The organism is Streptomyces sp. MAR4 CNX-425 (genome assembly GCF_048656465.1).
In the GTDB taxonomy this organism is placed as follows: Bacteria; Actinomycetota; Actinomycetes; order Streptomycetales; family Streptomycetaceae; genus Streptomyces.
Genome location: NZ_JBMDLF010000015.1, coordinates 1 through 24236, shown reverse-complemented (window position 1 = coordinate 24236; position 24236 = coordinate 1). Strand labels below are relative to the sequence as shown.

The following is a 24236-nucleotide window of genomic DNA, read 5'->3' as shown; positions in this document are numbered from 1 at the left end:
TCCCCCGTTCCGGCCCGCCGGGTTTCCGTGCCATCCTCTGGTCCTCGCGGCCCTCCCGCGGGTCATAATGGAACCGCACAGACATCGGATGTCTGTGCAGGGAGGGCGGCGCGATGGCGGTCACGGACGAGGCGATCGAGAAGATCAAAGGCATGATCGTCTCCGGGAAGCTGCGGCCGGGCGACCGGCTGCCCAAGGAGAGCGAGCTGGCGGCCGAGCTCGGCCTGTCGCGCAACTCGCTGCGCGAGGCGGTGCGCGCGCTCGCGCTGATACGCATTCTCGACGTGCGGCAGGGCGACGGCACGTACGTCACGAGCCTGGACTCCCAGCTGCTGCTGGAGGCGATGAGCTTCGTCGTCGACTTCCACCGCGACGACACCGTGCTGGAGCTGCTGGCCGTACGCCGCATCCTGGAGCCCGCCGCCACCGCGCTGGCCTGCGCCGGCATCTCCGAGACCGAGCTGGACGCGCTGGACGCGGAGCTGGCCGCGCTGGGCGAGGACCCGTCCGTGGAGGAACTGGTCCGCGCCGACCTGGAGTTCCACCGCCGGATCGTGCAGGCGTCCGGGAACTCCGTGCTCAGCTCGTTGCTGGAGGGGCTGTCCGGGCCGACCGCCCGCGCCCGCATCTGGCGCGGCCTGACGCAGGAGGACGCGGTCCGGCGCACGCTCACCGAGCACCGGGCGATCCTCGACGCCATGCGCAGCCGGGACGGGGAGGCGGCGCGGTCGTGGGCGACGGTGCACATCGCGAGCGTGGAGCAGTGGCTGCGCCGCACGCTGTGACGCCCGGGCGCCGGGCACGTCCCGCTCCCGGCCGTCAGTCCAGGCGGTAGACCCGGCGGGCGGTGCCGCCGAAGACCGCCTCCCGCTCCGCCGCCGTCAGGTCCGCCGTCGCCTCCTCGGCCAGCTCCACCACCCGCCCGTAGTCCGCCGCCAGCGTGCACACCGGCCAGTCGGAGCCGAACAGGATCCGGTCCGGCCCGAACACGTCGATCACGTGCCGGGCGTACGGCAGCACGTCCGCCGGCCGCCAGCTCTCCCAGTCCGCCTGCGTGACCAGCCCGGACAGCTTGCAGCTGACGTGCGGCAGCCGGGCCAGCTCCGCGACCAGGTCCGCCCACGGCTGCCACTCCCCCGCCGCGATCGGCGGCTTGCCCGCGTGGTCGAGCACGAACCGGGTCTGCGGCACCGCGCGTGCCGCGGCGATCGCGGCGGGCAGCTCGCGCGGGGTGACCAGCAGGTCGTAGGCGAACTCCGCGTCGCCCGCGAGCCCCAGGGCCCGCAGCACGTCCGGGCGTTCGAGCCACCGCGGGTCGGGCTCGTCGGCCACCTGGTGCCGCAGCGCCAGGAACCGCGGCGGCTGGTGGAAGAAGGTGTCCCCGTCGAGCCAGGGCGCGGTCAGGTCGAGCCAGCCGCAGACCACGCCCACCGGCGGGTCCGGCTCGGCGCACAGCTCCAGCGACTCCTCGTACGAGGACGACGACTGCACCACCACCGTGCCGTCGATGCCGTGCTCGTCGAGGTGCGGGCGCAGGTCGGCCAGCGTGAAGGTGCGCCGCAGCGGGTCGGCCCAGGGGCCGTCCATCCACGGCTGCGGGCGGCGGGTGATGTCCCAGAGGTGGTGGTGGGCGTCGATGCGCGGCACGGTCAGCCTCCCGCGGACGCCGGCAGCGGCAGGTCGGCGTCGAGCAGCCCGAGTTCGACGAGGGCGGGCCAGAGCCCGTCCGGGATGTCGTACGCGAACATCTCCGCGTTCTCCGCGGCGTCCGCCGGCCGGGAGGCGCCGGGCACGACCGAGACGACCGCCGGGTGCGCGAACGGGTAGCGCAGCGCCGCCGCCTTCAGCGGCACCCCGAACTCGCCGCACACCTGGGCGATCCCCTGCGCCCGCGCCACCACCTCGGCCGGCGCCTCGCCGTAGTGGAAGCGCCCGCCGGGCCGCGGGTCGGCGAGCAGCCCGGTGTTGTAGACGCCGCCGACGACGACGGCGGTGCCGCGCCGCTCGCAGACGGGCAGCAGGTCGTCGTACGCGCTGCGCTCCAGCAGCGTCCAGCGGCCGGCGCACAGCACCACGTCGACGTCGAGGTCGGCGACGAGCCGGCCCAGGTGGTCGCTGAAGTTCATGCCGAAGCCGATGGCGCCGACGGCCTTCTCCGCCTTCAGCTCCGCGAGCGCGGCGAACGCGGTCTCGTACACCTGCGGCAGGTGGTTTTCGACGTCGTGCAGGTAGGCGATCTCCACCCGGTCGAGGCCCAGCCGTTCGAGCGACGATTCGAGCGTCGCCCGGATCCCGTCCCGGGTCAGGTCCCAGGTCCGGCCGCGGGCCGGGGTGCCGACGAAGTCGTGGGCGGGCTCGGTCTCGCCGGGGCCCAGCGGCCGCAGCCGCCGGCCGACCTTGGTCGAGACGGTGTACGAGTCCCGCGGCCGGCCCGCGAACGCGCGGCCGAGGCGCTCCTCGGACAGCCCGACGCCGTAGTGCGGGGCGGTGTCGAAGTAGCCGTAGCCGTGCGCGAACGCGGTGTCGACGATCTCGGCCGCCGTGGCGTCCGGCATCGCCCGGTAGAGGTTGCCGAGGTTGGCGCAGCCGAGGCCGAGCCTGGGTATGGGGCGCATCCGCCGCCTCTCAGTCCTGTTTCTCGCCGCTGACGAACCGGGAAATGACCAGGGCGACGATGATGATCGCCCCGTTGAGGAACTTCGTCCACTCCGCGGGCACGCCCGCGAGCGTCATGACGTTGATGACGAGCTGGAGGGTCAGCACGCCGGTCAGCGCGCCGAAGAGGGTGCCGCGCCCGCCGCGCAGGCTGATGCCGCCGATGACGGCCGCGGCGAAGACCTGGAAGATCATGTCCTTGCCCTGGCCGGCGGAGACCGAGCCGTAGTGGCCGGTGTAGAGCACGCCGGCGAAGGCCGCGAGCATGCCGCCGATGGCGAGGACGATCCACGTGATGCGGTCGACGCGGATGCCCGCGGCGCGCGCCGCCTCCGGGTTGCCGCCGATGGCGTACAGCGCCCGCCCGTGCCGCAGGTAGCCCAGCATCAGGCCGCCGACGGCGTAGAGCCCGAGGCAGACGTAGACGGCGGCGGGCACGCCGAGCCAGCTCTCCTTGCCGAGGTAGGCGAAGGACTCGGGCACCTCGATGATGGACTTGCCGCCGGTGATGCCCTCGTGCAGGCCGCGCAGCATGACGAGCATGCCGAGCGTGGCGATGAAGCCGTTGACGCGGAGCTTGAGGATGAGGAAGCCGTTGAACATGCCGATCGCGGCGCCGACCAGGAGGCACAGGAAGATCGACGTGCTGGACGGCAGCAGCTCGATGCCGGTGAACCGGCCGCCCTCGGCGGGCAGGACGAGCCAGAGCGCGATCACCGGCGCGACGCCGATCGTCGACTCCAGCGAGAGGTCCATGCGGCCGCTGATGAGGATCAGCGCCTGCGCCAGCACCAGCAGCCCGAGTTCGGTGGACTGCTGGACGACGCCGATGAGGTTGTCGGAGGTCAGGAACGCCGGCGAGACGATGAAGCCGATCACGCCGAGCACGAAGATGACGGGTACGAGCGAGAAGTCGCGCCAGCGGCCGAGGTCGATCTCCACCCCGCCGAGCTGCAACTGCGGCTTCTTCTCCAGCACCGCGCTGCCCTCGGCCGCGGCGGCCGGCCGCGCTGTCGACGTAGGCCGTGTCATGCTTGCTGCCCCTTCTCCGGCTGGTCCTGCTGGTCGGGCTGGTTGCTGTCCTGACCGGGTTCGATGCCCTCCATCGCGGCGACCAGCTCCCGGTCGGTCCAGCCGCCGCCGAACTCCGCGACCACGCGCCCGTGGAAGAGCGCGAGCACCCGGTCGCAGACGCGCAGGTCGTCCAGTTCGTCGGAGATGATCACGGCGCCGCTGCCGCTCCCGGCCACCCGCCGGACGACGCCCAGCAGCGCGTCCTTGGACTTCACGTCCACGCCCGCGGTCGGCTTGATCGCCACCAGCACACCCGGGTCGCGGGCGAGCGCCCGGGCGATGACGACCTTCTGCTGGTTGCCGCCGGACAGCCCGTCGACGTCCTGGGCGGGTCCGGAGGTCTTGATGTCCAGCGACTCGATCATGCGCTGGGCGAACCGGCGGGTGCGCGAGGGCAGCACGGTGCCGTACGGGCCGAGCTGGTCGGCGACGGTCAGCGTGGCGTTCTCGGCGACGCTGCGCCCGGGCACCAGGCCCTGCGCGTGCCGGTCCTCCGGTACGTACCCGATACCGGCCTCCAGCGCGTGCGGCACGCTGCCGGTGCGGACGGCGGCGCCGCGCACCTCGACCCCGCCGCCGTCGGGCGCCCGCATGCCGACGAGGGTCTCGCCGATCGCGGTGTTCCCGCTGGCGGCGGCGCCGGCGAGGCCGACGACCTCGCCGGCGCGCACGTCGAGGTCCAGCGGCTCGTACGCGCCCGCCACGGCCAGCGCCCGCGCCCGCAGCACCGGCGCCGCGGCGGCGCCGTCCGCGGCCGGCGCGGCGGTGGCCGCGGGCGCCGCCGCCTGACCGGGGACCATGGCGCTGGGCGACACCCGCGCCGGGCCGCCGCCGGCGGGGCCCTCCCCGGTCATCGCTTCGACCAGGTCCTCCTTCGGCAGCCCGGAGACCGGCGCGGTGAGGATGTGCCGGGCGTCGCGGAAGACGGTGACGGTGTCGCAGAGTTCGTAGACCTCCTGGAGGTGGTGGGAGATGAACAGGAAGGCGACGCCCTGCCGCTGGAGCTCGCGCAGCTTGCCGAAGAGCCGGTCGATGCCGCCGGCGTCGAGCCGGGCGGTCGGCTCGTCAAGGATGATCAGCCGGGCGCCGAAGCTGAGGGCTCTCGCGATCTCCACGAACTGCCGCTGCTCGACGCCGAGGTCCTTCGCCCGCGCGGCGGGGTCCACCGCCACCCCGTACGCCGCCAGCAGCTCGCGGGCGTGCGCGCGCAGCCGGCGCCAGTTTATGCGGCCGGTGCCGGTGAAGCGGTTGAGGAAGAGGTTCTCGGCGACCGTGAGGTCCGGGACGATCATGAGTTTCTGGTAGACGCAGGCGACCCGGGCGCGCCACGCCGCCGTGTCGCCGAACGGCGGCGCGGGCTCGCCGGAGAAGGTGACGGTGCCGGTGTCGGGGCGCTCCATGCCGGTGAGCACGGAGACGAGGGTCGACTTTCCGGCGCCGTTGCGCCCGACGAGGGCGTGCGCCTCGCCGGGCGCGACCTCCAGGTGCACGCCGTCGAGCGCGAGCGTGGGGCCGAAGCGTTTGACGACGCCGTCGGCGCGGACGGCGGGGGGCGCCGCGGGCACCGCTCAGCCCTGCTTGTCGAGCTGGTTGGCCCACAGCTCGGGGTCGTCGACGTTCTCCTTGGTGACCAGCGGGGCCGGCAGCTGGTCCTCCAGGCCGTTCGGGATCTTCACGATCGTCGAGCCGTGGTCGGTCTTCCCCGGCTTGAACTCCTTGCCCTTCAGCGCCTGCCGGGCGTAGAAGAGGGCGTACTCGGCGTAGAGGTCGGCGGGCTGGGAGACGGTGGCGTCGATCTTGCCGGCGCGGATGGCGTCCAGCTCCTCGGGGATGCCGTCGTTGGAGACGATCGTGATGTGGCCCTCCTCGCCGGCGGGCTTGAGCAGGCCCTTCTGCTCCAGCAGCGCGAGGGTGGGCTGGAGGAAGACGCCGCCGGCCTGCATGTAGATGCCGTCGATCGAGCCCTCCTTGGCCAGGACGCTCTGCAGCTTCGCGGAGGCGACGTCCCCCTTCCACTCGGTAGGCAGCTCGAAGACCTCCATGCCGGGGTACTTCTCGTCCATGCACTTCTTGAACGCCATCGAGCGGTCGCGGCCGTTGATGGAGGCCAGGTCGCCCTGCAGCTCCACGACCTTGCCCTCGCCGCCCAGCTGCTCGCCCAGGTACTCGCACGCCTTGATGCCGTACGCCTCGTTGTCGGCCCGTACGACCATGTAGACCTCGCCCTTGTCGGGGCGGGTGTCGACGCTGACGACGGGGATGTCCTCCTCCGCCAGCCGCTCCAGGGTGGAGGCGACGGCACCGGTGTCCTGCGGCGCCATGATGACGGCGTCGGCGCCCTGATCGGTGAACGCCTGCACGTTGGCGACCAGCTTGCCGATGTCGTTCTGGGAGTTGGTGATCGGCAGGGCGTCGACGACGCCGTCCGAGACGCCCTTCTTCAGGTACTGGTGGTAGGAGTTCCAGAAGTCGCTGTCGGTGCGCGGCATGTCGATGCCGACCTGGCCGTCGGAGCCCGCCGCGTCGTTGCCGCGGTTGCAGGCCGCCAGCGGGGCGAGGGCGAGGAGTGTGGTGCAGGCCGCGACGGCGGTCGTGCGGAGTCTGCGAGTCAGCATGGGAGTCCCGTCCCGTCGGTCGTCTCGGGTGTGCGGCCGGCAGGGCCGGCCGGGGATGCGGCGTGCGGTCGGGCCGGACCGGCCGGTCCGGCCGGTCCGGCTGGCAGGGCGGCTTGCGGTACGGCGGGCATGGCTCAGCTCCCCCGGCCCCGCCGGGCCACGGCCTGCCAGACGGGGCCGTCGGGGTAGCGGTGCGCCGCGAGCGACTCGGGGAGCATCCGCGCGGAGAAGCCGGGGGCCTCGGGCGCCCGGTAGCGGCCGTCCACGACGACGGCCGGGTCGGCGAAGTGCTCGTGCAGGTGGTCGACGTACTCGATGACGCGGTCCTCGCGGCTGCCGGAGACGGCGACGTAGTCGAACATGGCCAGGTGCTGCACCAGCTCGCACAGCCCGACCCCGCCGGCGTGCGGGCAGACCGGGACGCCGTGCTTGGCGGCGAGCAGCAGGACGGCCAGGTTCTCGTTGACGCCGGCGACCCGGGCGGCGTCGATCTGGACGAAGTCGACGGCGCCGGCCTGGAGCAGCTGCTTGAACATGACGCGGTTGGCGACGTGTTCGCCGGTCGCGACCTTCACCGGCTGCCCGGCGCGTACGGCGGCGTGGCCGAGGACGTCGTCGGGGCTGGTGGGCTCCTCGATCCAGTGCGGCCCGTACGGCGCGAGGGCGGTCATCCAGCGCACGGCGTCGGCGACGTCCCAGCGCTGGTTGGCGTCCACGGCGATGCGCACGTCCGGGCCGACGGCCTCGCGGGCGAGCCGCAGCCGGCGGACGTCGTCGTCGAGGTCGTCGCCGACCTTCAGCTTGATCTGGCCGAAGCCCTCGGCGACGGCGGACTTGGCGAGCTGGACGAGCTTCTCGTCGGAGTAGCCGAGCCAGCCGGGGGTGGTGGTGTACGCGGGGTAGCCCTCGGCGCGCAGCCGGGCGGCCCGCTCGGCGCGGCCGGGCTCGGCGGCGCGCAGCAGGGCGAGGGCCTCGTCGGGGGTGAGGGCGTCGGAGAGGTAGCGGAAGTCGACGAGGGAGACCAGCTCCTCCGGGGTCAGGCCGGCCAGGAACTCCCACACCGGCAGCCCCGCCTGCCGGGCGGCCAGGTCCCAGGCGGCGTTCACGACGGCGCCGGCGGCCATGTGCATCACGCCCTTCTCCGGGCCGAGCCAGCGCAGCTGGGAGTCGTGGGTGAGGGCCGTGCACAGCGCGGCCAGCTCGGCGGCGGTGCCCGGCGCGGGGCGGCCGACGATGTACGGCGCGAGGGCGCGGATCGCGGCGGCGGTGACGTCGTTGCCGCGGCCGATGGTGAAGCAGAAGCCGTGGCCCTCGACGCCGGGCGCGTCGGTGCGGAGCACGACGTACGCGGCCGAGTAGTCGGGGTCGGGGTGCATGGCATCCGACCCGTCGAGCTCCAGTGAGGTGGGGAAGCGGATGTCGGAGACGTCCAAATCGGTGACAGTCGGTCGCATGCGGGCTTCCCTCGCGTTGGAACATCGGATCTTTCATCAGTCATCCGATGTATAGCCGGGTGGGCTCGCCAACGTCCAGAGGCCGTGAGTGATTTATCCACACTGACGCGCTGTCAATCCTCCTTAAGGTGCACACCTCGGATGAATCGGTCCTCGTGCCGCACGGGATACGGCGCCTCGGCGGGGAAGCCTTAGGCTGGGGGCCGCAAGTCCCGGAGCACGTGGCCACAGGGGCCGTTACCGCCGGAAGGAGGCGCTGGGTGATCGAGCTGGAGGGGCTGCCCGAGCTGGTCGATCCGGTGATGATCTGCGCCTTCGAGGGCTGGAACGACGCCGGAGACGCCGCCTCCTCCGCGGTCGGCCACCTCGACCGGGAGTGGAAGGGCGAGGTCTTCGCGTCCCTCGACGCCGAGGACTACTACGACTTCCAGGTCAACCGGCCCACCGTCACCCTCCACGGCGGCGTACGGAAGGTCACCTGGCCCACGACGCAGCTGTCCGCGGTGCGCATCGCCGACGCCGACGGCAAGGGACACCCCCGGGACCTCGTGCTCGTCCGCGGCATCGAGCCGAGCATGCGCTGGCGCTCGTTCTGCAACGAGATCCTGGGCTTCGCCCACGAGTTGGGCGTCGAGCTGGTGGTCCTGCTCGGCGCGCTGCTCGGCGACACCCCGCACACCCGGCCGGTGCCGGTGACCGGCGTGACCTCCGACCCGGAGCTGGCCGAGGCGATGGACCTGGAGGAGACCCGCTACGAGGGCCCGACGGGGATCGTCGGCATCCTCCAGGAGGCGTGTACGCACGCGGGGGTGCCGACCGCCAGCCTGTGGGCCGCCGTGCCGCACTACGTGTCCCAGCCGCCCAACCCGAAGGCCACGCTGGCGCTGCTCAACCGGCTCGACGACCTGATCGACGTGCGCATCCCGCTCGGCGAGCTGCCCGAGGACGCGCGCGCCTGGCAGCTGGGCGTGGACCAGCTGGCCGCCGAGGACACCGAGGTCCAGGAGTACGTGCAGACGCTGGAGGAGGCGCGCGACACCGCGGAGCTGCCGGAGGCGTCCGGCGAGGCGATCGCCCGCGAGTTCGAGCGCTATCTGCGCCGCCGGGACACGGGCCCCGGCCCGTACCTGCGCGACCTCTCCGGCCCGCAGCCGTTCCCGGACCTGCCGGCGCCGGAGGAGCGCGAGGAGGGCGCGGCGAAGGGCCGGACGGGCGAGAAGGGCGAGAAGCGCGGGAAGGGCGAGAAGGGCGCGGACGAGGCGGAGGCGGCGGACGGAGCCACGGAGGCGAAGGACGAGGACGCCGACGGCGAGGCCGAGGACCGCTCGGACGACGACGGCGGCGCGGATGGCGACGGCGGGGACGACGACCGCGGCGGCGCTGACACCGCGGACGGCTCCGACGGCTCCGGCTCCGACGACAGCGGCTCCGGCGACGGGTCCGGCCGTGACGGCGGGGCCGGCGGCAAGGACTGACGCCGGCCCGCCTCCCCGGCCGCTACAGCGCCACGCCCAGCAGCGCGTCCACCGCCCGCGAGACCACCCCGGGCGCCCCCGTGTCCGTACCGCCCTCGACGCGCTGGAGCGCCGCCCAGCGGTCGACGGCGGCCAGCGCCGCGGGCGAGTCCAGGTCGTTCGCCAGCGCCTCGCGGATCTCCTCCACGAGCCCCTCCGCGGGCGGCCCCTCCGGGCGGGAGACGGCGGCGCGCCAGCGGGCCAGCCGCTCCTCCGCCTCCTCCAGCACGGAGGCGGTCCACTCCCAGTCCGTGCGGTAGTGGTGGGCGAGCAGCGCGAGCCGTACGGCCACGGGGTCGACGCCGTCGCGGCGGAGCTGGGAGACGAAGACGAGGTTGCCCCGGGACTTCGACATCTTCTCGCCGTCCAGGGCGACGAGACCGGAGTGCACGTACGCCCGGGCGAAGGGGTGCTCGCCGGTCAGCGCCTGCGCGTGGGACGCGCCCATCTCGTGGTGCGGGAAGATCAGGTCGCTGCCGCCGCCCTGCACGTCGAAGCCCATGCCGAGCAGGTCCAGCGAGATGGCGACGCACTCGATGTGCCAGCCGGGCCGGCCGCGGCCGAGGGAGCCGCCGTCCCAGCTCGGCTCGCCCTCGCGGGCGGCGCTCCACACAAGCGGGTCGAGCGGGTTCTTCTTGCCGGGGCGGTCGGGGTCGCCGCCGCGTTCGGCGGAGAGCCCGCGCATGGTGGCGGCGTCGAGCCCGGAGACGGACCCGAAGCGGGGGTCGGATTCGACCGAGAAGTAGGTGTCGCCGTCGAGTTCGTACGCCGCGCCGGCGTCGCGCAGGCGTTCGACGAGGGGCACGATGCCCGGTATCGCCTCCACCGCGCCGACGAACTCGCGGGGCGGGAGGTTCCGCAGCGAGGTCATGTCGTCGCGGAACAGGTCCGTCTCGCGCTCGGCGAGCACGGTCCAGTCCTCACCGGTCTCGGCGGCCCGCACCAGCAGCGGGTCGTCGACATCGGTGACGTTCTGCACGTAGTGAACCTGCCGCTTGTTGTCCAGCCAGACGCGCTGCACGAGGTCGAACGCGGTGTACGTGGCCGCGTGCCCCAGGTGGGTGGCGTCGTAGGGGGTGATGCCGCAGACGTAGATGCGGGCCTCCGGTCCGGGATCGAGGGTGACGAGCCCTCCGGTCGCGGTGTCGTGGAGGCGGAGGTCGCGGCCGGTGCCGGGGAGCACCGGGACCTCGGGAGCGGGCCAGGCATGCATGTAAACGAGCGTAACCGCCGGTTGCCTGGTGAAACGACCGGGGCGGCGGAAGGTCGCGGTTTCGGACAGGCGTGGGACGGTTCGTACGGATTACTCCCGGGGGTATACGGGAACGGGGCCGGGCCGGGGCCGGCTCAGACCGGTGGCCAGGGGATGGCCGGCCACTCGCCGCTCGGCTCCGGGTGCCGCCCGGAGGCCAGCAGCGCGGTGACCCGGGCGCGCAGCGCGGCCACCTCCGCGCGGGTGATCAGCGGCGCCAGCCGGGCGGCCAGCGGCCCGCCGGCGGCCAGGCCGTCCGCGAGGCGGCGCAGCACGGCGACGGCCTCGGCGGGCAGCGCCTCGCCGGCCCAGCCCCAGAGCAGGGTGCGGAGCTTGTCGTCGGTGTGGAACGTCACGCCGTGGTCGATGGCGTAGAGCCGCCCGCCGGGGGCGGGCAGCAGGTGGCCGCCCTTGCGGTCGCCGTTGTTGATCACGGCGTCGAGGACGGCGAGGCGGCGCAGCCGTACGTCGTCGGCGTGCACGAGCAGCGCGGGGCGGGACCCGCCGGTCTCGGCGTAGCCGACGGCCTTCCAGCCGGGGCCGGGCTCGTCGCCGTCGACGAGGGCGAGCAGCTCGGCGCCGGTTTCCGCGGCCGCCTCCGGGGCGTCCGCGCCGTCCCCGTCCCGGTCCCCCTCACCGTCCCGGTCGCCGTCCGCGGACGGGATCCACAGCTGGCACATGCCCTCGCCGAACGGCCCCTCCCGCAGCACGGTGGGCGGCACCAGTCCCCAGCCGGTGGCCTCGGAGACCTCGTACGCCGCGACCTCGCGCTGCGCCAGCGTCCCGTCGGGGAAGTCCCACAGCGGCCGCTCCCCCGCGACCGGCTTGTAGACGCACTCCGCGGTGCGCCCGGCGTGCGCGACGGTGCAGAACAGGACCGCGTTGGAGGCGCCGCGGATGCGCCCGGCGACGGTCAGCTCGCCGCCGGTGAGCAGCGCGCGGGCCTCGTCGGGCGCCAGCGAGAGCGGGGTCACTCTCCCCGGCGGTATCCGTTCTGGCGCGGACATACGTGTCCCTCCGGGTCGAGCGGCAGGCTGCACAGCGGGCAGGGCGGCCGGCCGGCGTTCACCACGTCGTTGGCCCGCTTGGCGAACGCGCGGGCCATCTGCCCGGTGAGGCGTACGCGCAGCATCGGCGGACCGTTCTCGTCGTCCTGGAGCAGTGCCTCCTCGGCGGCCGCCAGGTCTTCGTCGGAGTCGGCGTCCAACTCGACCAGCGCCTGCGCCTCGACGACCATGCGCTCGCCCTCCGCGTCCCACGCCAGCGCCATCGTGCCGACCCGGAACTCCTCCTCGATGGGGGCGTCCAGGGGCGCGGTGTCGGCCAGCTCCGCGGGTGCCACGGCGGGCACGTCGCTGGTGCCGCCGCTGCGGCGTACGACCTCGTCGAGAAGCTCGTCGATCCGCTGGGCGAGCGCGGCCACCTGCGCCTTCTCCAGGGCGACGCTGGTGGTGCGGCCGGACTTGGACGCCTGCAGGAAGAAGGTGCGGCGTCCCGGCAGCCCGACCGTGCCGGCCACGAAGCGGTCCGGCGGGTCGTAGAAGTACACCTCACGCGGCACGTGCTGCTCCGATTACTCGACTTACTCGGCTTACCCGGGTCCTGGACGGGATCCGCTGCGGGACCGGCCCGACCACCCTACTGCGCGAGCTGATCACCGGGGATCACCCGGCTCCGGCACCGCCGCCCACCTCCGCGGCGCTCTCGTCCGCCGCTTCCCCGTCCGGCTCCCCGTCGGCTCCCGAAGCCGCCGCGGCGGGCGGCGGCGCGAGGTCGTCGAGCCGGCCGGTGTCGCCGAGGCGCAGCAGGAAGGGGCGCAGCGGGGTGTAGCGGATCGCGGTGACGGAGGCCGGGCCGACGGCGATGCGCTGGAACAGGTCCAGGTGCATGCCGAGGGCGTCCGCGACCACGGACTTGATGACGTCGCCGTGGCTGCACATGACGTACAGCGCCTCGGGGCCGTGCTCGGCGGCCACGGTGGCGTTCCACTCCCGCACCGCCTCCACGGCGCGCGCCTGCATGGCGCGCAGCGTCTCGCCGCCGGGGAACCCGGCCGCCGACGGGTGCTGCTGGACGGTGTTCATCAGCGGGTCCTGCGCCAGCTCGGCGAGCTTGGCGCCGGTCCACTCGCCGTAGTCGCACTCGTTGAGCCGCTCGTCGACGGTGACAGGCAGCCCGGGGCGATCGGCCAGCAGCGGCTTCAGCGTCTCGCGGCAGCGCTGGAGCGGGCTGCTGACCACGGCGGCGGGCGCCAGGCCGGCCAGCCGGGCGGGCAGCCCGGCGGCCTGCTCGGCGCCGCGTTCGTCCAGCCCGACGCCCGGGCCGCGGCCGGCGAGCACGCCGTCCACGTTGGCCGTGGACCGGGCGTGCCGGAGCAGTAGGAGGGTGGGCATGGCAGCCAGCGTACGTCCTGCGCGAGGCCGCGCAGTGTCCGGGAAGGAATGACGGAGGGATCGTCGGCTCCGCCGCGTCACCCGGGCCCGCCGCCCGGGCCGAGCACGCCGCTGACCGGCGGCGGGGCCCGCCGTTCGCGCCCACGCGCGCGGCCCGTTCGCCGGGCCTGTTCGCGTCAGGCGAACTCGGCCGCGGTGCGCGGCGGCGGTCCGCCGAGGGCGTCGCGGCGCTCCGGCATCCGCAGGGTGACCATGCGCCGCCAGCCGCCGGCGCGTTCGTACGCGTACTTCCCCTCGATGCCCGCGGACAGCACCATGCGCTTGCCGCGGGGCCACCCCAGGATCCGCCCCATGTGTTCCATCACCGCGTGGCCCACGTCCCGGTACACCCGGATCTCGGCCTGCGCCGCCTCGCGCAGCGCGTCCCGTACGCGCCGGCCGTGGCCGTTCGCGGCCAGGCCGAGGAGCTCCTCGTGGCAGTAGGCGAGGTGGTTCTCCTCGTCGTGGGAGATCATCCGCACCGCGCGGCCGATCTCCGGGTGGTCGCCGAAGTACTTGAGGAGCATCCCCATCTGGTCCGCCGCGCGCTGCTCGGTGACCCGGCTGTGCGCGAGGTAGGTGACGATGTCGGCCTCGGTGAGCTGGCGGTCGCGGCGCAGCTGGTCGTGGGCGAGACCGATGCCGATGCCCTCCAGCAGCATCGTGTAGTCGGTCTCGCCGGGGACCTCCGCCGGCTCCAGCCCGCGCTTCTTCAGGAGGGCGTTGAAGATGCGGCCGTGCTTGTCCTCGTCCGCGCCGTGCCGGGCCACCTTGGGGGCGAGCGCGCGGTAGGAGTCGGGGACGAGGGCGGCGATGCGGGCGTTCTCCCAGCCGCCCTGGGCCTCGCCGGCGGCGGCGATGGAGCAGAACAGCCGGAAGCTGTCGTCGTTGTCGATGATCTCCTGGAAGAGTTCCTTGGCCGAGAGCATGTGACCGTCGCCTTTCTCCGCCGGAATACACCCGTATTCGAGTGAATGACGCAGATGCGGCTGACGCAACACCCCGGTACGCGCCATCCCCCATCCGGGCGACGGCGTAACCGATACGGGGATGGCGCGTTGGGTGGAGTGACGGCCGTGGCGGGGAGGACCCCGAGCCCCCACCACGGCCGCGGCCCTGCCGGGGGGCGCCTCCGGGGGCGGCCGGGGGCGGGGCTCAGGCGAGGCCGGCGCGCTCCAGCGCCTCCACTCCGGCGCGTACGCCGGCGATGCGCTCCTCCCGGGTGAAGCCGGACGGCGCCAGCGACAGCGACGTCACCCCCGCCTCGGCGTACGCCCGCATCCGGTCGGCGATCCGCTCCACCGGGCCGATGAGGGTGGTGGAGTCGATCAGCTCCTGCGGCACGGCGGCGGCCGCGGCGGCCTTGTCGCGCGCGAGGTACGCGGACTGGATCTCCTCGGCCTCGCGCTCGTAACCCATGCGCGCGGCGAGGCGGTTGTAGAAGTTCTGCTTGGCGCTTCCCATGCCGCCGACGTAGAGGGCGGTGTACGGGCGGAAGACGTCGGCGAGCGCCGCCACGTCGTCCCCCACGGCCATGGGGACCGTGGGCACGATATCGAAGCCCGCCAGCTCCTTGCCCGCCTTCGCGCGCCCGGCGCGCAGGTGGCGCAGGGTGGTCTCCTCGGCGTGCTCCGGCGAGTAGAAGACCAGCAGGGCGCCCTCGGCGATCTCGCCGGTCTGCTCCAGGTTCTTCGGGCCGATGGCCGCGATGTAGACGGGGATGTGCTCGCGCACGGGGTGCACGGTCAGCTTGATGGGCTTGCCCGGGCCCCCGGGCAGCGGCAGCGTCCAGTGCTCGCCCGCGTACGACAGCCGCTCGCGCGCCAGCGCCTTGCGCACGATCTCCACGTACTCGCGGGTCCGGGCGAGCGGCTTGCCGAACTCCACCCCGTACCAGCCCTCGGAGACCTGCGGCCCGGAGACGCCGATGCCGAGGCGGAAGCGGCCCTCGGTGAGGGAGTCCAGGGTGGCGGCGGTCATCGCGGTCATGGCGGGGGCGCGGGCCGGGATCTGGAAGATCGCGGAGCCCACGTCGATGCGCTCGGTCTTGGCGGCGACCCAGGTCAGGACGGTCGCGGCGTCGGATCCGTACGCCTCGGCCGCCCAGCACACGTCGTAGCCGAGGCGGTCGGCCTCCTGGGCGACGGCGAGGTTGTCGGCGTCCATGCCGGCGCCCCAGTAACCGAGGTTGATCCCGAGCCGCATGCGGGCCTCCCTGCTCTCCGGCGTGCCACGCCGAGGTCGTCTCTACTGGCGGGTAATATATCTCTGCGACTCTAGCGCGACCGTCCCCGCCGCGCAGCGCACCCGCCCCAGTAATCTCAACGCCCATGGAGCACAGGCAACTCGGCCGCACCGGCCTTCGCGTCTCCCGCATGGGACTGGGGACCCTCACCTGGGGGCGGGACACCGGAGAGGCCGAGGCGGCCGGACTGCTGAAGACGTTCTGGGAGGCCGGCGGGTCGCTCGTCGACACCGCCGACGTGTACGCCGACGGCGGCGCGGAGGGCCTGCTGGGGCGGCTGCTCGGGGGCCTCGTACCGCGGCGCGACATCGTCGTGGCGACGAAGGCGGGCAGCGTGCCCGACCCCGACCGCCGCTTCGACACGTCCCGCCGGCACCTGCTCGGCGCGCTGGACGCCTCGCTGAAACGCCTCGGCACCGACTACGTGGACCTGTGGCAGGTGCACGCCTTCGACCCGTACACGCCGCTGGACGAGACCCTGCAGGCCCTCGACACCGCCATAGCGAGCGGCCGGGCGCGCTACGCGGGCGTGAGCAACTTCTGCGGCTGGCAGCTCGCCAAGGCCGCCACCTGGCAGCTGGCGGGCGCCGCGGGCGGGGGCGGCGGCCCCGGCGGCGGTCGGGCCCGGCTGGCGTCGACGCAGATGGAGTACTCGCTGCTGCAGCGCGGCGTGGAGCGGGAGGTGCTGCCGGCGGCGCTGGACCTGGGCGTGGGCCTGCTGCCGTCGTCCCCGCTCGGCCGCGGCGTGCTGACCGGCAAGTACCGCGACGCCACCCCGCCGGGCTCACGCGCCGCCTCGGAGCACCTGGCGCCGTTCGTCGCGCCGTACCTGGACGAGGCGGCGAGCCGGGTGGTGGAGGCGGTGGCCACGGCGGCGGACGGGCTGGCGGTGACGCCGCTGGAGGTGTCGCTGGCGTGGGTACGGGACCGGCCGGGGGTGGCGGCGCCGCTGGTGGGGGCGCGCAACGCCGAGCAGCTGACGGCGGTGTTGTCGGTGGAGGGTCTTACGCTTCCTGACGAGATCTGCCAGGCGCTCGACGACGTGTCGGCGCCCGTGCACCGCTACCCCGATCAGGACTGGAGCACGCTGTGAACGACGCACGAGACGCCGCGGGCGCCGCGCAGGCGGCGGAGCGGGGCACGGGGCCGGGGACGACGGACGCGGGCGGCGGCGCGGATTCCGGCACCGGCGCGGGGACCGGCACGAGCGGAGTGGCCGAGGGCGGCGGGGGCGCGGCGCCGGTGGAGAACGGGGCGCCCGGCCCGGCGGGCGGGGACCGGGAGGCCGGGGCGGGACCGGAGACCGGCGGGAGCGGGCAGGACGGCGGCGCCGGAGCGGACGCGGACGGCGGCGGCGGCACGGGCGCGGACGGCGGCACGGGCGAGGGGCGCCGGCCCCGGGCAGCGGTGGCCGTCGAGAGCGGCGCGGCGCTGACCGGCAAGGCCGCCGAGCTGCTGGCCGCCGTACGGGCCGTGGAGCGGGGCGAGCGCGACGCCGCCGCGTTCTTCCCCGCGCCCGCGCGGGCGCCCGCGCCCCCGCCCGTACGAGAGGCGGAGCCGGCGCCCGGCGCGCGGGCGGTGCCCGGCGCCGGGGGGCGTCCACGGCAGGAGGCGCCGGCCCGGCCGCCGGAGCCGACCGCGGAGGCGGTCGCCGCCGTGCGCGAGGTGCTCGCCGGCGGGGGCGCCCCGGAGGCGCTGGCCGCCGGGGCCGCGGCGCAGCTCGGCGACGGCGCGGCGGAGGCGCTGCGTGCGGACCCCTGGCAGCTGCTCGCGGTGCCCGGGGTGCGGCCGTCGCAGGCCGACGAGTTCGCCCGCGGCCTGCTGGAGTCGGCGGAGCCCGGGGACGGGCGCCGGGTCGAGGCGCTGGTGGGCTGGCTGCTGGCGCAAGCCGCCCTGCGGGGGCACACCGCGCTGGACCTCCCGGCGGTGGCCGCGGCCCTGACGGGGTACGGGGTGCCGGACGCCGAGGAGGCGCTGCGCGCCGCGGCGGAGGCGGGCGGCGTGCTGGTCTTCGAGGAGCGGGAGGAGCCGCCGGCTCCGGCGCAGGCGGCGGAGGGCGAGGAGGAGGCTCCCGTACGGCTGCTGCTCGGCCTGGAGCGGTACGCGATGGCGGAGGAGGGCCTCGCGGACGGCCTGTCCCGCCTGGTGAACACGTTCACGCCGCCGGCGGGTCCGCCGGCGGACGGCGGCGACGGGACGGGCGCGGACGCGGCGGCGTGGGAGGCGGCAGCCGGGGGCGCGCCCTCGGCGTCGGCCGCGGAGCTGATCCGCGCCGTCGCGGGCGGCGGGCTCGTGCTGCACACCGGCGGCGAGGCCGCCCGCGCGGAGCCGGCGGCGCTCGTCGCCGCGGCCCGCGCCCTGGGGCTGCGCGCGTACGCCGCCGCCCACACCGACGACGGCCGCGCCCGCCTGGCCGCCCTGCTCGCCGCGGCGGCCCCGGCCGGTCCGGTGGACGACACCCCGCGGGACGGCCCCGCACCGGGCGGCGCCGCGTCCGGCCCACCCGCCGCCGGCGCCGTGACCGTACGGGGACTGCTCGCCGGGCGCGAGGGGCCCGGGCGCGACGCGGACGGCCTGCTCGCCGTCGACGTGCTGGCCGTGCTGGACGCCCCGCAGCTCGACGCCGAGGTCGCCGCCGCCCTCGTCGAGGCGCTGCCCGACGGCGCCCGGCTGGTCCTCAGCGGCGACCCCGGGCTGCTGGAATCGGCCGGCCCCGGCCGGGTCTTCGCCGATGTCGCCGCCGCGCGGATCTGCCCCCGGGTGACGTCCCGCACCCCCGATCCCGGCCCGATCGGCGAGCTGGTCTCCGGTGTCGGCGTCGGGGAGCTCCAGGCCGTCGCGGCGCCCGGCAAGGAGGTGGTGATCGTGCCCGTGCAGGACCCCGGCGAGGCGGTCCACCGGACGGTGCAGCTGGTCGCCGACTCCGTACCGCGCGCGCTCGGGGTGCCCGCCGCGGACACCCAGGTGATCGCCGTGGGTCACGGCGGCGCCGCCGGCACCCGGGTGCTGAACGCCGCGCTCAAGGAGCGGCTGAACCCCGGCCCCGGCGCGTTCGGCGGCTTCGACCCGGGCGACCGCGTCGTCTACGTCCCCGCCCCCGGCACCGCCGTCCCGGGCACCGTCGCCTCGGGCGACGACGCCGGACTGCACCTCGACTGCGGCGGCACCCCCGTCGTCGTACGGCCCGAGCAGGCGGGCGAGGCCGTGCGGCACGGGTGGGCGCTGACCGCGCACCAGGCGGCGGGGCGGCGCTGGCCCGCCGCGGTGGTCGTCGTGCCCGGGGACGCGGAGCCGGCGCTGAGCCGCGCGTGGGCGTACACGGCGTTCAGCCGCGGCGAGCGGCACCTGTCCGTCGTGCACGGCGCGGGGCCCGTGCTGGCCCGGCGCCTCGCGGAGGTGCCGGCCCCGCCGCGTACGACACGGCTGCGGGGCCTGCTCGGCGCCCAGTCCCGGGGCTGACGCGGGGCCGCGGCCGGGCGCGGGGCCCACGGGCGGCGGGGCGCGGGCGGCGGGGCGCTGGGGCCGCGCCCGGCGCCCGTTCAGCGGCCGGTGTCCACCGGCTCCAGCTCGTCCTCGCCGTCGTCCAGGTCGTCCAGGTCGTCGAGCGCGTCGGCGGCCACGCCGCCCTCCCGCTCCCGGCCCTCGGCGCTCTCGTCCTCGCCGTCTTCGTCGTCCTCGTCGTCGACCGGCTCGAAGTCGAGCTCGTCCTCGAACGACGCGCTGACGTCGAAGCGGCAGATGACCAGCTCGGGGTCGACCTGGTCGAACGGCGCCGACAGCCACTCCCCCGGCTCCGCCGGCTCCTCCGCCGCCGCCACCCACACCGCGGAGTCGCCCTCCGAGAGGCCGAACTCCCGGTGCCGCGAGGCGATCTCGTCCGGTTCGAACTCGCCGAAGAGCACCCCGACCGCGGCCGTCAGGCTGGTGCCCACGGCCTCCCGCTCGTCGGAGTCGTCCCCGCCCGCGACGTCCGGGTCGAGGTCGGCGATGCGCTGCGCCTGGGCCAGCAGCCGGTGCGGCTCCGCCACGGTGTAGTCCCGGCGGATGAGGACGCTGAGCGCCCCCGGCTCGTCGGGCCCGGTGTAGGCGGGCAGCGTGTCGCTGCTGGGGATCTCGAAGGGGGTCACTTCGTCGTGGACCTCGTACAACACCTCGTCGTACGCCTCGGCTGCCGCGGCCAGCTCCTCGAAGGCGGCGTAGACGGCGGAGCCCTCCTCGCCCGACCCGCGCTCGACCTCTTCGAGGTGACGGTCGATCGCGGCTTTCAGCGCCGTCGCGGCGGCTCGTACCTCGGCAGCCGTAGGCTGCGCAGCATCAGACATAGTGCAGACGCTATCCGGAGCAAGGCACTTTCCGCACAATGGATGCGATGCCGGAATACGAGTTTCGTGATGTCTATGTGCCGCGGGGAGTCTCACGGGCCGCCGCGGCGAGGCTTCTGACCGACCAAGCCGAGTACGGGCACTGGGAGTTGCACCGGCTCCGGCTGTACCCCGACGGCAGCCGCAAGGCCCGTCTGCGGCGCCGGATCATCAGGCAGATGCGGGCGACGTGGTGAGCCCGGCGGCGGGCGCCGCGGGCGGGGGTGTGGACGGCGAAGGGGCGGGTCCGGCGCGCCGGACCCGCCCCTTTCGTCGGCGGGAACGAATCAGGCCGCCGAGCCGCGGGCGCGGCGGTAGAGGACGGCGCCGCCCAGCAGCAGGCCGCCGCTGAGCGGGATCAGCGCCCCCAGCGGGACGCCGGAGCCGGTCTCGGCCAGTTCGCCGGGCACGGGCGTACCGGCCTGCGTCTCGTGGTTCGGCGGGACGTGCGTCCGGTCGGTCGGCTCGTCGGGCCGGTCCGGGGTGCCGGGCGGCTCGGGGGTGTCCGGCTCGTCCGGCTGGTCGGGCCGGTCGGGCTCGTCCGGCGTCGGCGGCTCCTCGGGGCGCGGCGGCTTCGGGGTGTCGGGGGTGGCGCCGTTGCCGCACTCGTTGCCGAAGGCGGCGTTGCCGACGCCCACGACGTTGGCGGAGTTGCCGCATGCGTTCACCGGTACGTCCACGGGCACCTGCACCGTGTTGCCGGAGAGCACCCCGGGGGACTGCGACGACTGGCCCTGGGCCGCGGCCCCGCCCCCCGTCTCCGTCCCGCCGGTCCCGCTGCCGGTCCCGCCGCCGGCCTGCGCGCCACCGCTGTCGTTGACGCACGTGTTGCCGTACGCGGGGTTGAGCAGCCCGCCGACGTTCACCGTGTTGCCACAGGCGTTCACCGGCACGTGCACCGGCGCCTGCACCGTGTTGCCGGAGCCGATGCCGGGCGAGTTCTGCGCGGCGCCCTCGGCGCCCGCGTCGGCCTGCGCGGCGGCGCCCGCGGCGACGAGCATGCCGCCCGCGGCGGCGATGGTGAACAGGCCCTTCCTTGCGACATGTCGCATGGGTCTTTCCTGCCTTCTGAGCTCAGGGGACACGAGCGGGCGGGCCGTCCCCGTCCCGCTCGTCCAAAAAGCCCGTCCGGCCCCGGGGCGCCGCTGCGCACCGGGGCCGTCCGGACACACCCTTACGGGAGGTTCAACGTCACTTGTTGACGCAGGTGTTGCCGAACGCGGGGTTCAGCAGACCGATGATGTTCACGGTGTTGCCGCAGGCGTTCACGGGGATGTGAACCGGGACCTGCACGACGTTGCCGGAGATCACGCCCGGGGACTGCACGGCAGCGCCCTGCGCACCCGAGTCGGCGACGGCGACGCCGGCGCCCGCGAGCACGAGACCGCCCGTGGCGGCCGCCGCGGCGACAACCTTCTTGATCATTCTTCCTCCTCATTGACGGAGCGGTCCCAGCAGCGGACCGCACCCAATGCAACGAGGAGGTAGGTATCGAGCTACGCGCTTATCGTGCCATTCACCCGATTCAGTCCGATTGGTACAGGTGGCCGATTCGGCCGCGTGCGCCACCCGCGCGCCACCGCACCTCCGTCAGGAGGAAACCCCAGCTCAGCAGGCGTCGAGAAACCGGTCCAGGACCCGGACGCCGAACTGCAGACCCGCGACCGGTACCCGCTCGTCGACACCGTGGAACATCCCGGCGAAGTCCAGCTCCGGCGGCAGCTGCAACGGCGCGAAGCCGAAGCAGCGGATGCCGAGGTCGTCGAAGGACTTGGCGTCGGTGCCGCCGGAGAGGCAGTACGGCACCGCGCGGGCGATCGGGTCCTCCGCCTTCAGCGCCGTCGACATGGCCTCGACCAGCGCCCCGTCGAAGGTGGTCTCCAGCGCCCTGTCGGCGTGCACGTCCTCGCGGCGGACGCGCGGGCCGAGGATGCGGTCGAGGTCGGCGAGGAACTCCTCCTCGTGCCCCGGCAGGAAGCGGCCGTCCACGTGCGCCGTGGCCTGCCCGGGGATGACGTTCACCTTGTAGCCGGAGCCGAGCATGGTGGGGTTGGCGGTGTTGCGCAGCGTGGCTCCGATGATCTTCGCGATGCCGCCGAGCCGGGCGAGGGTGGCGTCCATGTCCCCGGGGTCCAGCTCGACGCCGAGGGCGTCGCCGAGCTCGTCGAGGAAGCCGCGTACGGACTTGGTCAGCCGCACCGGGAACTCGTGCCGCCCCAGCCGGGCCACGGCCTCGGACAGCTCGGTGATCGCGTTGTCGCGGTTGGTCATCGAACCGTGCCCGGCGGTCCCGTCGACCGTCAGGCGCATCCAGTGCATGCCCTTCTGCGCGGTCTCGATCAGGTACAGCCGCACGTCCTCGTTCACGGTGAAGGAGAAGCCGCCGACCTCCCCGATGGCCTCCGTCACGCCCTCGAACAGCTCGGGCCTGGTGTCGACCAGGTGCCGGGCGCCGTAGAGCCCGCCGGCCTCCTCGTCGGCGAGGAACGCCAGCACGACGTCCCGCGGCGGCTTGCGCCCGGTGCGCAGCCGCTCGCGCACGACCGCGAGGGTCATGGCGTCCATGTCCTTCATGTCCACCGCCCCGCGCCCCCACACGCAGTCGTCGGCGACCTCCCCGGAGAAGGGGTCGTGGGTCCAGTCGGCGGCGTTGGCGGGCACGACGTCGAGGTGGCCGTGGATGAGCAGCGCCGGCCGCGAGGGGTCCTCACCCTCGATCCGCGCCACGGTCGACGCCCGCCCCGGGTGCGACTCGAAGACCTCCGGCTCCAGCCCCACCTCGGCGAGCTTCTCCGCCACGTACTCCGCGGCCGCCCGCTCCCCCGGCCCGGAGTGGTCGCCGTAGTTGCTGGTGTCGATCCGGATCAGCTCGCGGCAGAGGTCGACGACCTCGCTCTCCGCGCGCTCGACGGTGCCGCCACGGCCGTTCTCCGGCTGGCTCACAATGCCTCCCTGACACGTTCGGGGTCCACGCCCCATCCTGCCCCGCCGGGGCCCCGCACCCAAGCGTGCGGGGTGATCGCGAGGGCGCGCGGGTTTGCTAGGCTGTACCGCGTCGCAGCGGGCCGCGCCCGTGCGGCGCCCACCGGTCCGGGTGGCGGAATGGCAGACGCGCTAGCTTGAGGTGCTAGTGCCCGTAAAGGGCGTGGGGGTTCAAGTCCCCCCTCGGACACAACCAATCCCCCCACGCGCGGCCTCGTGGTTGTCGCCGGGGTCCGCCCCACTGAGCGCCGAGCGCACGCCTCCGTAGGCGTTGACCAGATCCTTGATTTCCTCGCGGCGTAGCCGTCGGTGGCCGGTGAACCGGCCTGGAGCCGCTCCAGCCGTGAAGGAAGGCTCGCCTCTCTCGGAAGACCTCCACCGCCTCACCAGGGCCACCGCAGCGTTATCGGCGTGCCCGGCGTGGCCAACGAGGCAGAGCCGGAACCCGACGCGTTCACGACCGCCCCGGCGAACAGCTCGTACGCCCAGGCGGCAGCCCCGTCGCCCTCCGGAGCCGCCCCTTCGCCGGTGAGCAGGGCGCGCAGCACCCAACCGGGGCCGTCGCAGCCGAACACCCGCACGGGGCGGGGCGATCCGACGGCCCAGCGCGACTTGCGCTCGGGCCACAGCCACCCGCGTACCGCCCGCCCGGCAGGCCCCAGCCACTCCCCGACCCTGGCCCCCCGGTGGCGCAGCCACGCCACCGCACTCTCCCGCACCTCGTCCCAGCACAGGCCGCTCCGCGCATGCAGCGCCTGGAGCTCCAGCGTCGTCGCGCCCGACTCCGCGCGTACGCCCACGATGTCCAGGCCCGCGTCGCGCACCGGCGCAAGCTCCACGCTCCGGCCCCCCGCGCCGACCGGCAGCCGCAAGCCGCCCAGGTCGATGCGGTCGGCCACGGAGACGACCCCCGCCTCCGCGGCCTCGCGCACGTCCCAGGGCCCGGTCTCGACCCCCCGGATGCGAGGCCGCCGCCAGGCCCCTGTGGCCAGCACGTCATCGGCCTCCACCCGAGCCTGGGACAGCAACTCCACCACCGCGGCCTCCGACAGACCCTCGTCGCGGATCACCGTTCGGAGCAGCACGACGACATCGTCCGGCGCCAGCCGACCCCCGGCGCTGGCTACGCGCACGGCCGACAACTCACCGATGACGGGGCGCACCACTGCGAGAGCCCGCTCCTCGGACAGCTCGGCAACGTCCAGTCCAGCGGCAAGCTCCCGCAGCAGCGCATAGCCCTCATACCGCCACCGTCGCAGCAGCATGGCCCGGAGAGCGAGGATGAGCACCCAAGCCGGCGTCACACGCCCCCACGTACCGAACCCCGACCGCTCCCCCGACGGCGGCACCGGCCCCTCCCGGCGCCAGCTCCCGCCTCCCGCCCCGGAGCGGGCACTGTCCGAGTTCAAAGCGCCCTGCTCGCTGTATGTAACAGCGCTTCAACATAGTGCGATCTCTGCAGACCAACCAGATCGACGATTGGGGCTTTCAGTACGGTCAGGACCTGCCCGACGTGAGGTATGGCACGTTTATCGGATGGGCCAGGGTCCACGATGAAGTGTTCTCCACGTTCGAGACTCGCAACAAAACACGGCAGGCCACTCAGGTTTTCTCAGCGAGTTTCGTTCCATGTGTTGTTGAGGACGAGGGCG

The 24236-nt window shown here is 74.4% G+C and carries 23 protein-coding genes and 1 tRNA gene; 7 read left to right on the top strand and 17 right to left on the bottom strand.

The window, feature by feature from the left end; genetic code table 11:
• Positions 1–113 precede the first annotated feature (113 nt).
• Complete coding sequence (locus ACHZ99_RS30940; protein WP_420308142.1) at positions 114–785, top strand: FadR/GntR family transcriptional regulator; 672 nt, start codon at positions 114–116, stop codon at positions 783–785.
• Positions 786–819: 34 nt separating this feature from the next.
• On the opposite strand, the gene ACHZ99_RS30935 is transcribed toward ACHZ99_RS30940, so the two are convergent.
• The 6 genes from ACHZ99_RS30935 to ACHZ99_RS30910 form a co-directional block, all read right to left on the bottom strand.
• Positions 820–1647 carry an amidohydrolase family protein gene (locus tag ACHZ99_RS30935; protein WP_420308141.1) on the bottom strand — a complete coding sequence of 276 codons (828 nt, stop codon included), beginning with the start codon at positions 1645–1647 and terminating at the stop codon, positions 820–822.
• Between the two features lie 2 nt (positions 1648–1649).
• Complete coding sequence (locus tag ACHZ99_RS30930; RefSeq protein ID WP_420308140.1) at positions 1650–2615, bottom strand: aldo/keto reductase; 966 nt, start codon at positions 2613–2615, stop codon at positions 1650–1652.
• Positions 2616–2625: 10 nt separating this feature from the next.
• Positions 2626–3630: an ABC transporter permease gene (locus ACHZ99_RS30925; RefSeq protein WP_420308209.1), complete on the bottom strand. Its 1005-nt coding sequence runs from the start codon at positions 3628–3630 to the stop codon at positions 2626–2628.
• A gap of 53 nt (positions 3631–3683) precedes the next feature.
• Positions 3684–5294, bottom strand: a complete 1611-nt coding sequence (locus tag ACHZ99_RS30920; RefSeq protein ID WP_420308139.1) for a sugar ABC transporter ATP-binding protein — start codon at positions 5292–5294, stop codon at positions 3684–3686.
• A gap of 3 nt (positions 5295–5297) precedes the next feature.
• Positions 5298–6344, bottom strand: coding sequence for a sugar ABC transporter substrate-binding protein (locus ACHZ99_RS30915; RefSeq protein ID WP_420308138.1), 1047 nt, complete (start codon positions 6342–6344; stop codon positions 5298–5300).
• A gap of 134 nt (positions 6345–6478) precedes the next feature.
• Positions 6479–7798, bottom strand: coding sequence for an enolase C-terminal domain-like protein (locus tag ACHZ99_RS30910; protein WP_420308137.1), 1320 nt, complete (start codon positions 7796–7798; stop codon positions 6479–6481).
• A 260-nt stretch (positions 7799–8058) separates the two neighbouring features.
• Here ACHZ99_RS30910 and ACHZ99_RS30905 point away from each other — a divergent pair, with 260 nt between their 5' ends.
• Positions 8059–9273, top strand: a complete 1215-nt coding sequence (locus ACHZ99_RS30905) for a PAC2 family protein (RefSeq protein ID WP_420308136.1) — start codon at positions 8059–8061, stop codon at positions 9271–9273.
• Positions 9274–9295: 22 nt separating this feature from the next.
• Here the strand turns inward: ACHZ99_RS30905 and mshC are convergent, their stop codons facing one another.
• The 6 genes from mshC to ACHZ99_RS30875 all read right to left on the bottom strand — a co-directional run bounded on the left by mshC (position 9296) and on the right by ACHZ99_RS30875 (position 15201).
• Entirely contained in the window at positions 9296–10525 is a 1230-nt protein-coding gene (mshC, locus tag ACHZ99_RS30900) for a cysteine--1-D-myo-inosityl 2-amino-2-deoxy-alpha-D-glucopyranoside ligase (protein ID WP_420308135.1), read from the bottom strand.
• Positions 10526–10659: 134 nt separating this feature from the next.
• Positions 10660–11571, bottom strand: a complete 912-nt coding sequence (locus ACHZ99_RS30895; protein WP_420308134.1) for an SCO1664 family protein — start codon at positions 11569–11571, stop codon at positions 10660–10662.
• Entirely contained in the window at positions 11535–12125 is a 591-nt protein-coding gene (locus ACHZ99_RS30890; RefSeq protein WP_420308133.1) for a DUF3090 domain-containing protein, read from the bottom strand. Before ACHZ99_RS30890 ends, ACHZ99_RS30895 begins: the two co-directional genes overlap by 37 nt.
• 103 nt (positions 12126–12228) lie before the next feature.
• Positions 12229–12957, bottom strand: coding sequence for a histidine phosphatase family protein (locus ACHZ99_RS30885; protein ID WP_420308132.1), 729 nt, complete (start codon positions 12955–12957; stop codon positions 12229–12231).
• A 176-nt stretch (positions 12958–13133) separates the two neighbouring features.
• On the bottom strand, positions 13134–13925 hold the full coding sequence (locus ACHZ99_RS30880) for a ferritin-like domain-containing protein (RefSeq protein WP_420308131.1): 792 nt from the start codon (positions 13923–13925) through the stop codon (positions 13134–13136).
• A 226-nt stretch (positions 13926–14151) separates the two neighbouring features.
• Positions 14152–15201 carry an LLM class F420-dependent oxidoreductase gene (locus ACHZ99_RS30875; RefSeq protein WP_420308130.1) on the bottom strand — a complete coding sequence of 350 codons (1050 nt, stop codon included), beginning with the start codon at positions 15199–15201 and terminating at the stop codon, positions 14152–14154.
• Positions 15202–15326: 125 nt separating this feature from the next.
• Between ACHZ99_RS30875 and ACHZ99_RS30870 the strand changes: the two genes are divergently transcribed.
• Entirely contained in the window at positions 15327–16334 is a 1008-nt protein-coding gene (locus ACHZ99_RS30870) for an aldo/keto reductase (RefSeq protein WP_420308129.1), read from the top strand.
• Positions 16331–18700, top strand: a complete 2370-nt coding sequence (locus tag ACHZ99_RS30865) for a helix-hairpin-helix domain-containing protein (RefSeq protein WP_420308128.1) — start codon at positions 16331–16333, stop codon at positions 18698–18700. The genes ACHZ99_RS30870 and ACHZ99_RS30865 overlap by 4 nt, the downstream gene beginning before the upstream one ends.
• Before the next feature lie 80 nt (positions 18701–18780).
• Here the strand turns inward: ACHZ99_RS30865 and ACHZ99_RS30860 are convergent, their stop codons facing one another.
• Positions 18781–19563, bottom strand: a complete 783-nt coding sequence (locus ACHZ99_RS30860; RefSeq protein WP_420308127.1) for a hypothetical protein — start codon at positions 19561–19563, stop codon at positions 18781–18783.
• 47 nt (positions 19564–19610) lie between these two features.
• Here ACHZ99_RS30860 and ACHZ99_RS30855 point away from each other — a divergent pair, with 47 nt between their 5' ends.
• Positions 19611–19799, top strand: a complete 189-nt coding sequence (locus ACHZ99_RS30855; protein ID WP_420308126.1) for a DUF5703 family protein — start codon at positions 19611–19613, stop codon at positions 19797–19799.
• A gap of 90 nt (positions 19800–19889) precedes the next feature.
• On the opposite strand, the gene ACHZ99_RS30850 is transcribed toward ACHZ99_RS30855, so the two are convergent.
• The 3 genes from ACHZ99_RS30850 to ACHZ99_RS30840 form a co-directional block, all read right to left on the bottom strand.
• On the bottom strand, positions 19890–20654 hold the full coding sequence (locus ACHZ99_RS30850; protein ID WP_420308125.1) for a chaplin: 765 nt from the start codon (positions 20652–20654) through the stop codon (positions 19890–19892).
• 139 nt (positions 20655–20793) lie between these two features.
• Positions 20794–21027 (bottom strand): chaplin ChpH, encoded by a 234-nt coding sequence (gene chpH, locus ACHZ99_RS30845; protein WP_420308124.1) that lies wholly within the window; start codon positions 21025–21027, stop codon positions 20794–20796.
• A 183-nt stretch (positions 21028–21210) separates the two neighbouring features.
• The gene (locus ACHZ99_RS30840) at positions 21211–22545 is read right to left on the bottom strand and encodes a M20/M25/M40 family metallo-hydrolase (RefSeq protein WP_420308123.1); all 1335 of its coding nucleotides are present in this window, start codon (positions 22543–22545) and stop codon (positions 21211–21213) included.
• Positions 22546–22690: 145 nt separating this feature from the next.
• Here ACHZ99_RS30840 and ACHZ99_RS30835 point away from each other — a divergent pair.
• Positions 22691–22774, top strand: a tRNA-Leu gene (locus ACHZ99_RS30835).
• Between the two features lie 193 nt (positions 22775–22967).
• On the opposite strand, the gene ACHZ99_RS30830 is transcribed toward ACHZ99_RS30835, so the two are convergent.
• Positions 22968–23669 carry a DUF3710 domain-containing protein gene (locus tag ACHZ99_RS30830; protein WP_420308122.1) on the bottom strand — a complete coding sequence of 234 codons (702 nt, stop codon included), beginning with the start codon at positions 23667–23669 and terminating at the stop codon, positions 22968–22970.
• Positions 23670–24031: 362 nt separating this feature from the next.
• Between ACHZ99_RS30830 and ACHZ99_RS30825 the strand changes: the two genes are divergently transcribed.
• Positions 24032–24236, top strand: a 205-nt coding sequence (locus ACHZ99_RS30825; protein ID WP_420308121.1) for a hypothetical protein, incomplete at its 3' end; no start/stop codon positions are given.

Excerpts from the sequence above, each read along its gene's own strand:
- ACHZ99_RS30855 (WP_420308126.1), top strand. The coding sequence starts at position 19,611 with ATGCCGGAATACGAGTTTCGTGATGTCTATGTGCCGCGGGGAGTCTCA.
- chpH (WP_420308124.1), bottom strand. The coding sequence starts at position 21,027 with ATGATCAAGAAGGTTGTCGCCGCGGCGGCCGCCACGGGCGGTCTCGTG.
- ACHZ99_RS30850 (WP_420308125.1), bottom strand. The coding sequence starts at position 20,654 with ATGCGACATGTCGCAAGGAAGGGCCTGTTCACCATCGCCGCCGCGGGC.
- ACHZ99_RS30940 (WP_420308142.1), top strand. The coding sequence starts at position 114 with ATGGCGGTCACGGACGAGGCGATCGAGAAGATCAAAGGCATGATCGTC.
- ACHZ99_RS30915 (WP_420308138.1), bottom strand. The coding sequence starts at position 6,344 with ATGCTGACTCGCAGACTCCGCACGACCGCCGTCGCGGCCTGCACCACA.
- ACHZ99_RS30880 (WP_420308131.1), bottom strand. The coding sequence starts at position 13,925 with ATGCTCTCGGCCAAGGAACTCTTCCAGGAGATCATCGACAACGACGAC.
- ACHZ99_RS30885 (WP_420308132.1), bottom strand. The coding sequence starts at position 12,957 with ATGCCCACCCTCCTACTGCTCCGGCACGCCCGGTCCACGGCCAACGTG.
- ACHZ99_RS30860 (WP_420308127.1), bottom strand. The coding sequence starts at position 19,563 with ATGTCTGATGCTGCGCAGCCTACGGCTGCCGAGGTACGAGCCGCCGCG.
- ACHZ99_RS30895 (WP_420308134.1), bottom strand. The coding sequence starts at position 11,571 with ATGTCCGCGCCAGAACGGATACCGCCGGGGAGAGTGACCCCGCTCTCG.
- mshC (WP_420308135.1), bottom strand. The coding sequence starts at position 10,525 with ATGCATGCCTGGCCCGCTCCCGAGGTCCCGGTGCTCCCCGGCACCGGC.
- ACHZ99_RS30870 (WP_420308129.1), top strand. The coding sequence starts at position 15,327 with ATGGAGCACAGGCAACTCGGCCGCACCGGCCTTCGCGTCTCCCGCATG.
- ACHZ99_RS30930 (WP_420308140.1), bottom strand. The coding sequence starts at position 2,615 with ATGCGCCCCATACCCAGGCTCGGCCTCGGCTGCGCCAACCTCGGCAAC.
- ACHZ99_RS30910 (WP_420308137.1), bottom strand. The coding sequence starts at position 7,798 with ATGCGACCGACTGTCACCGATTTGGACGTCTCCGACATCCGCTTCCCC.
- ACHZ99_RS30875 (WP_420308130.1), bottom strand. The coding sequence starts at position 15,201 with ATGCGGCTCGGGATCAACCTCGGTTACTGGGGCGCCGGCATGGACGCC.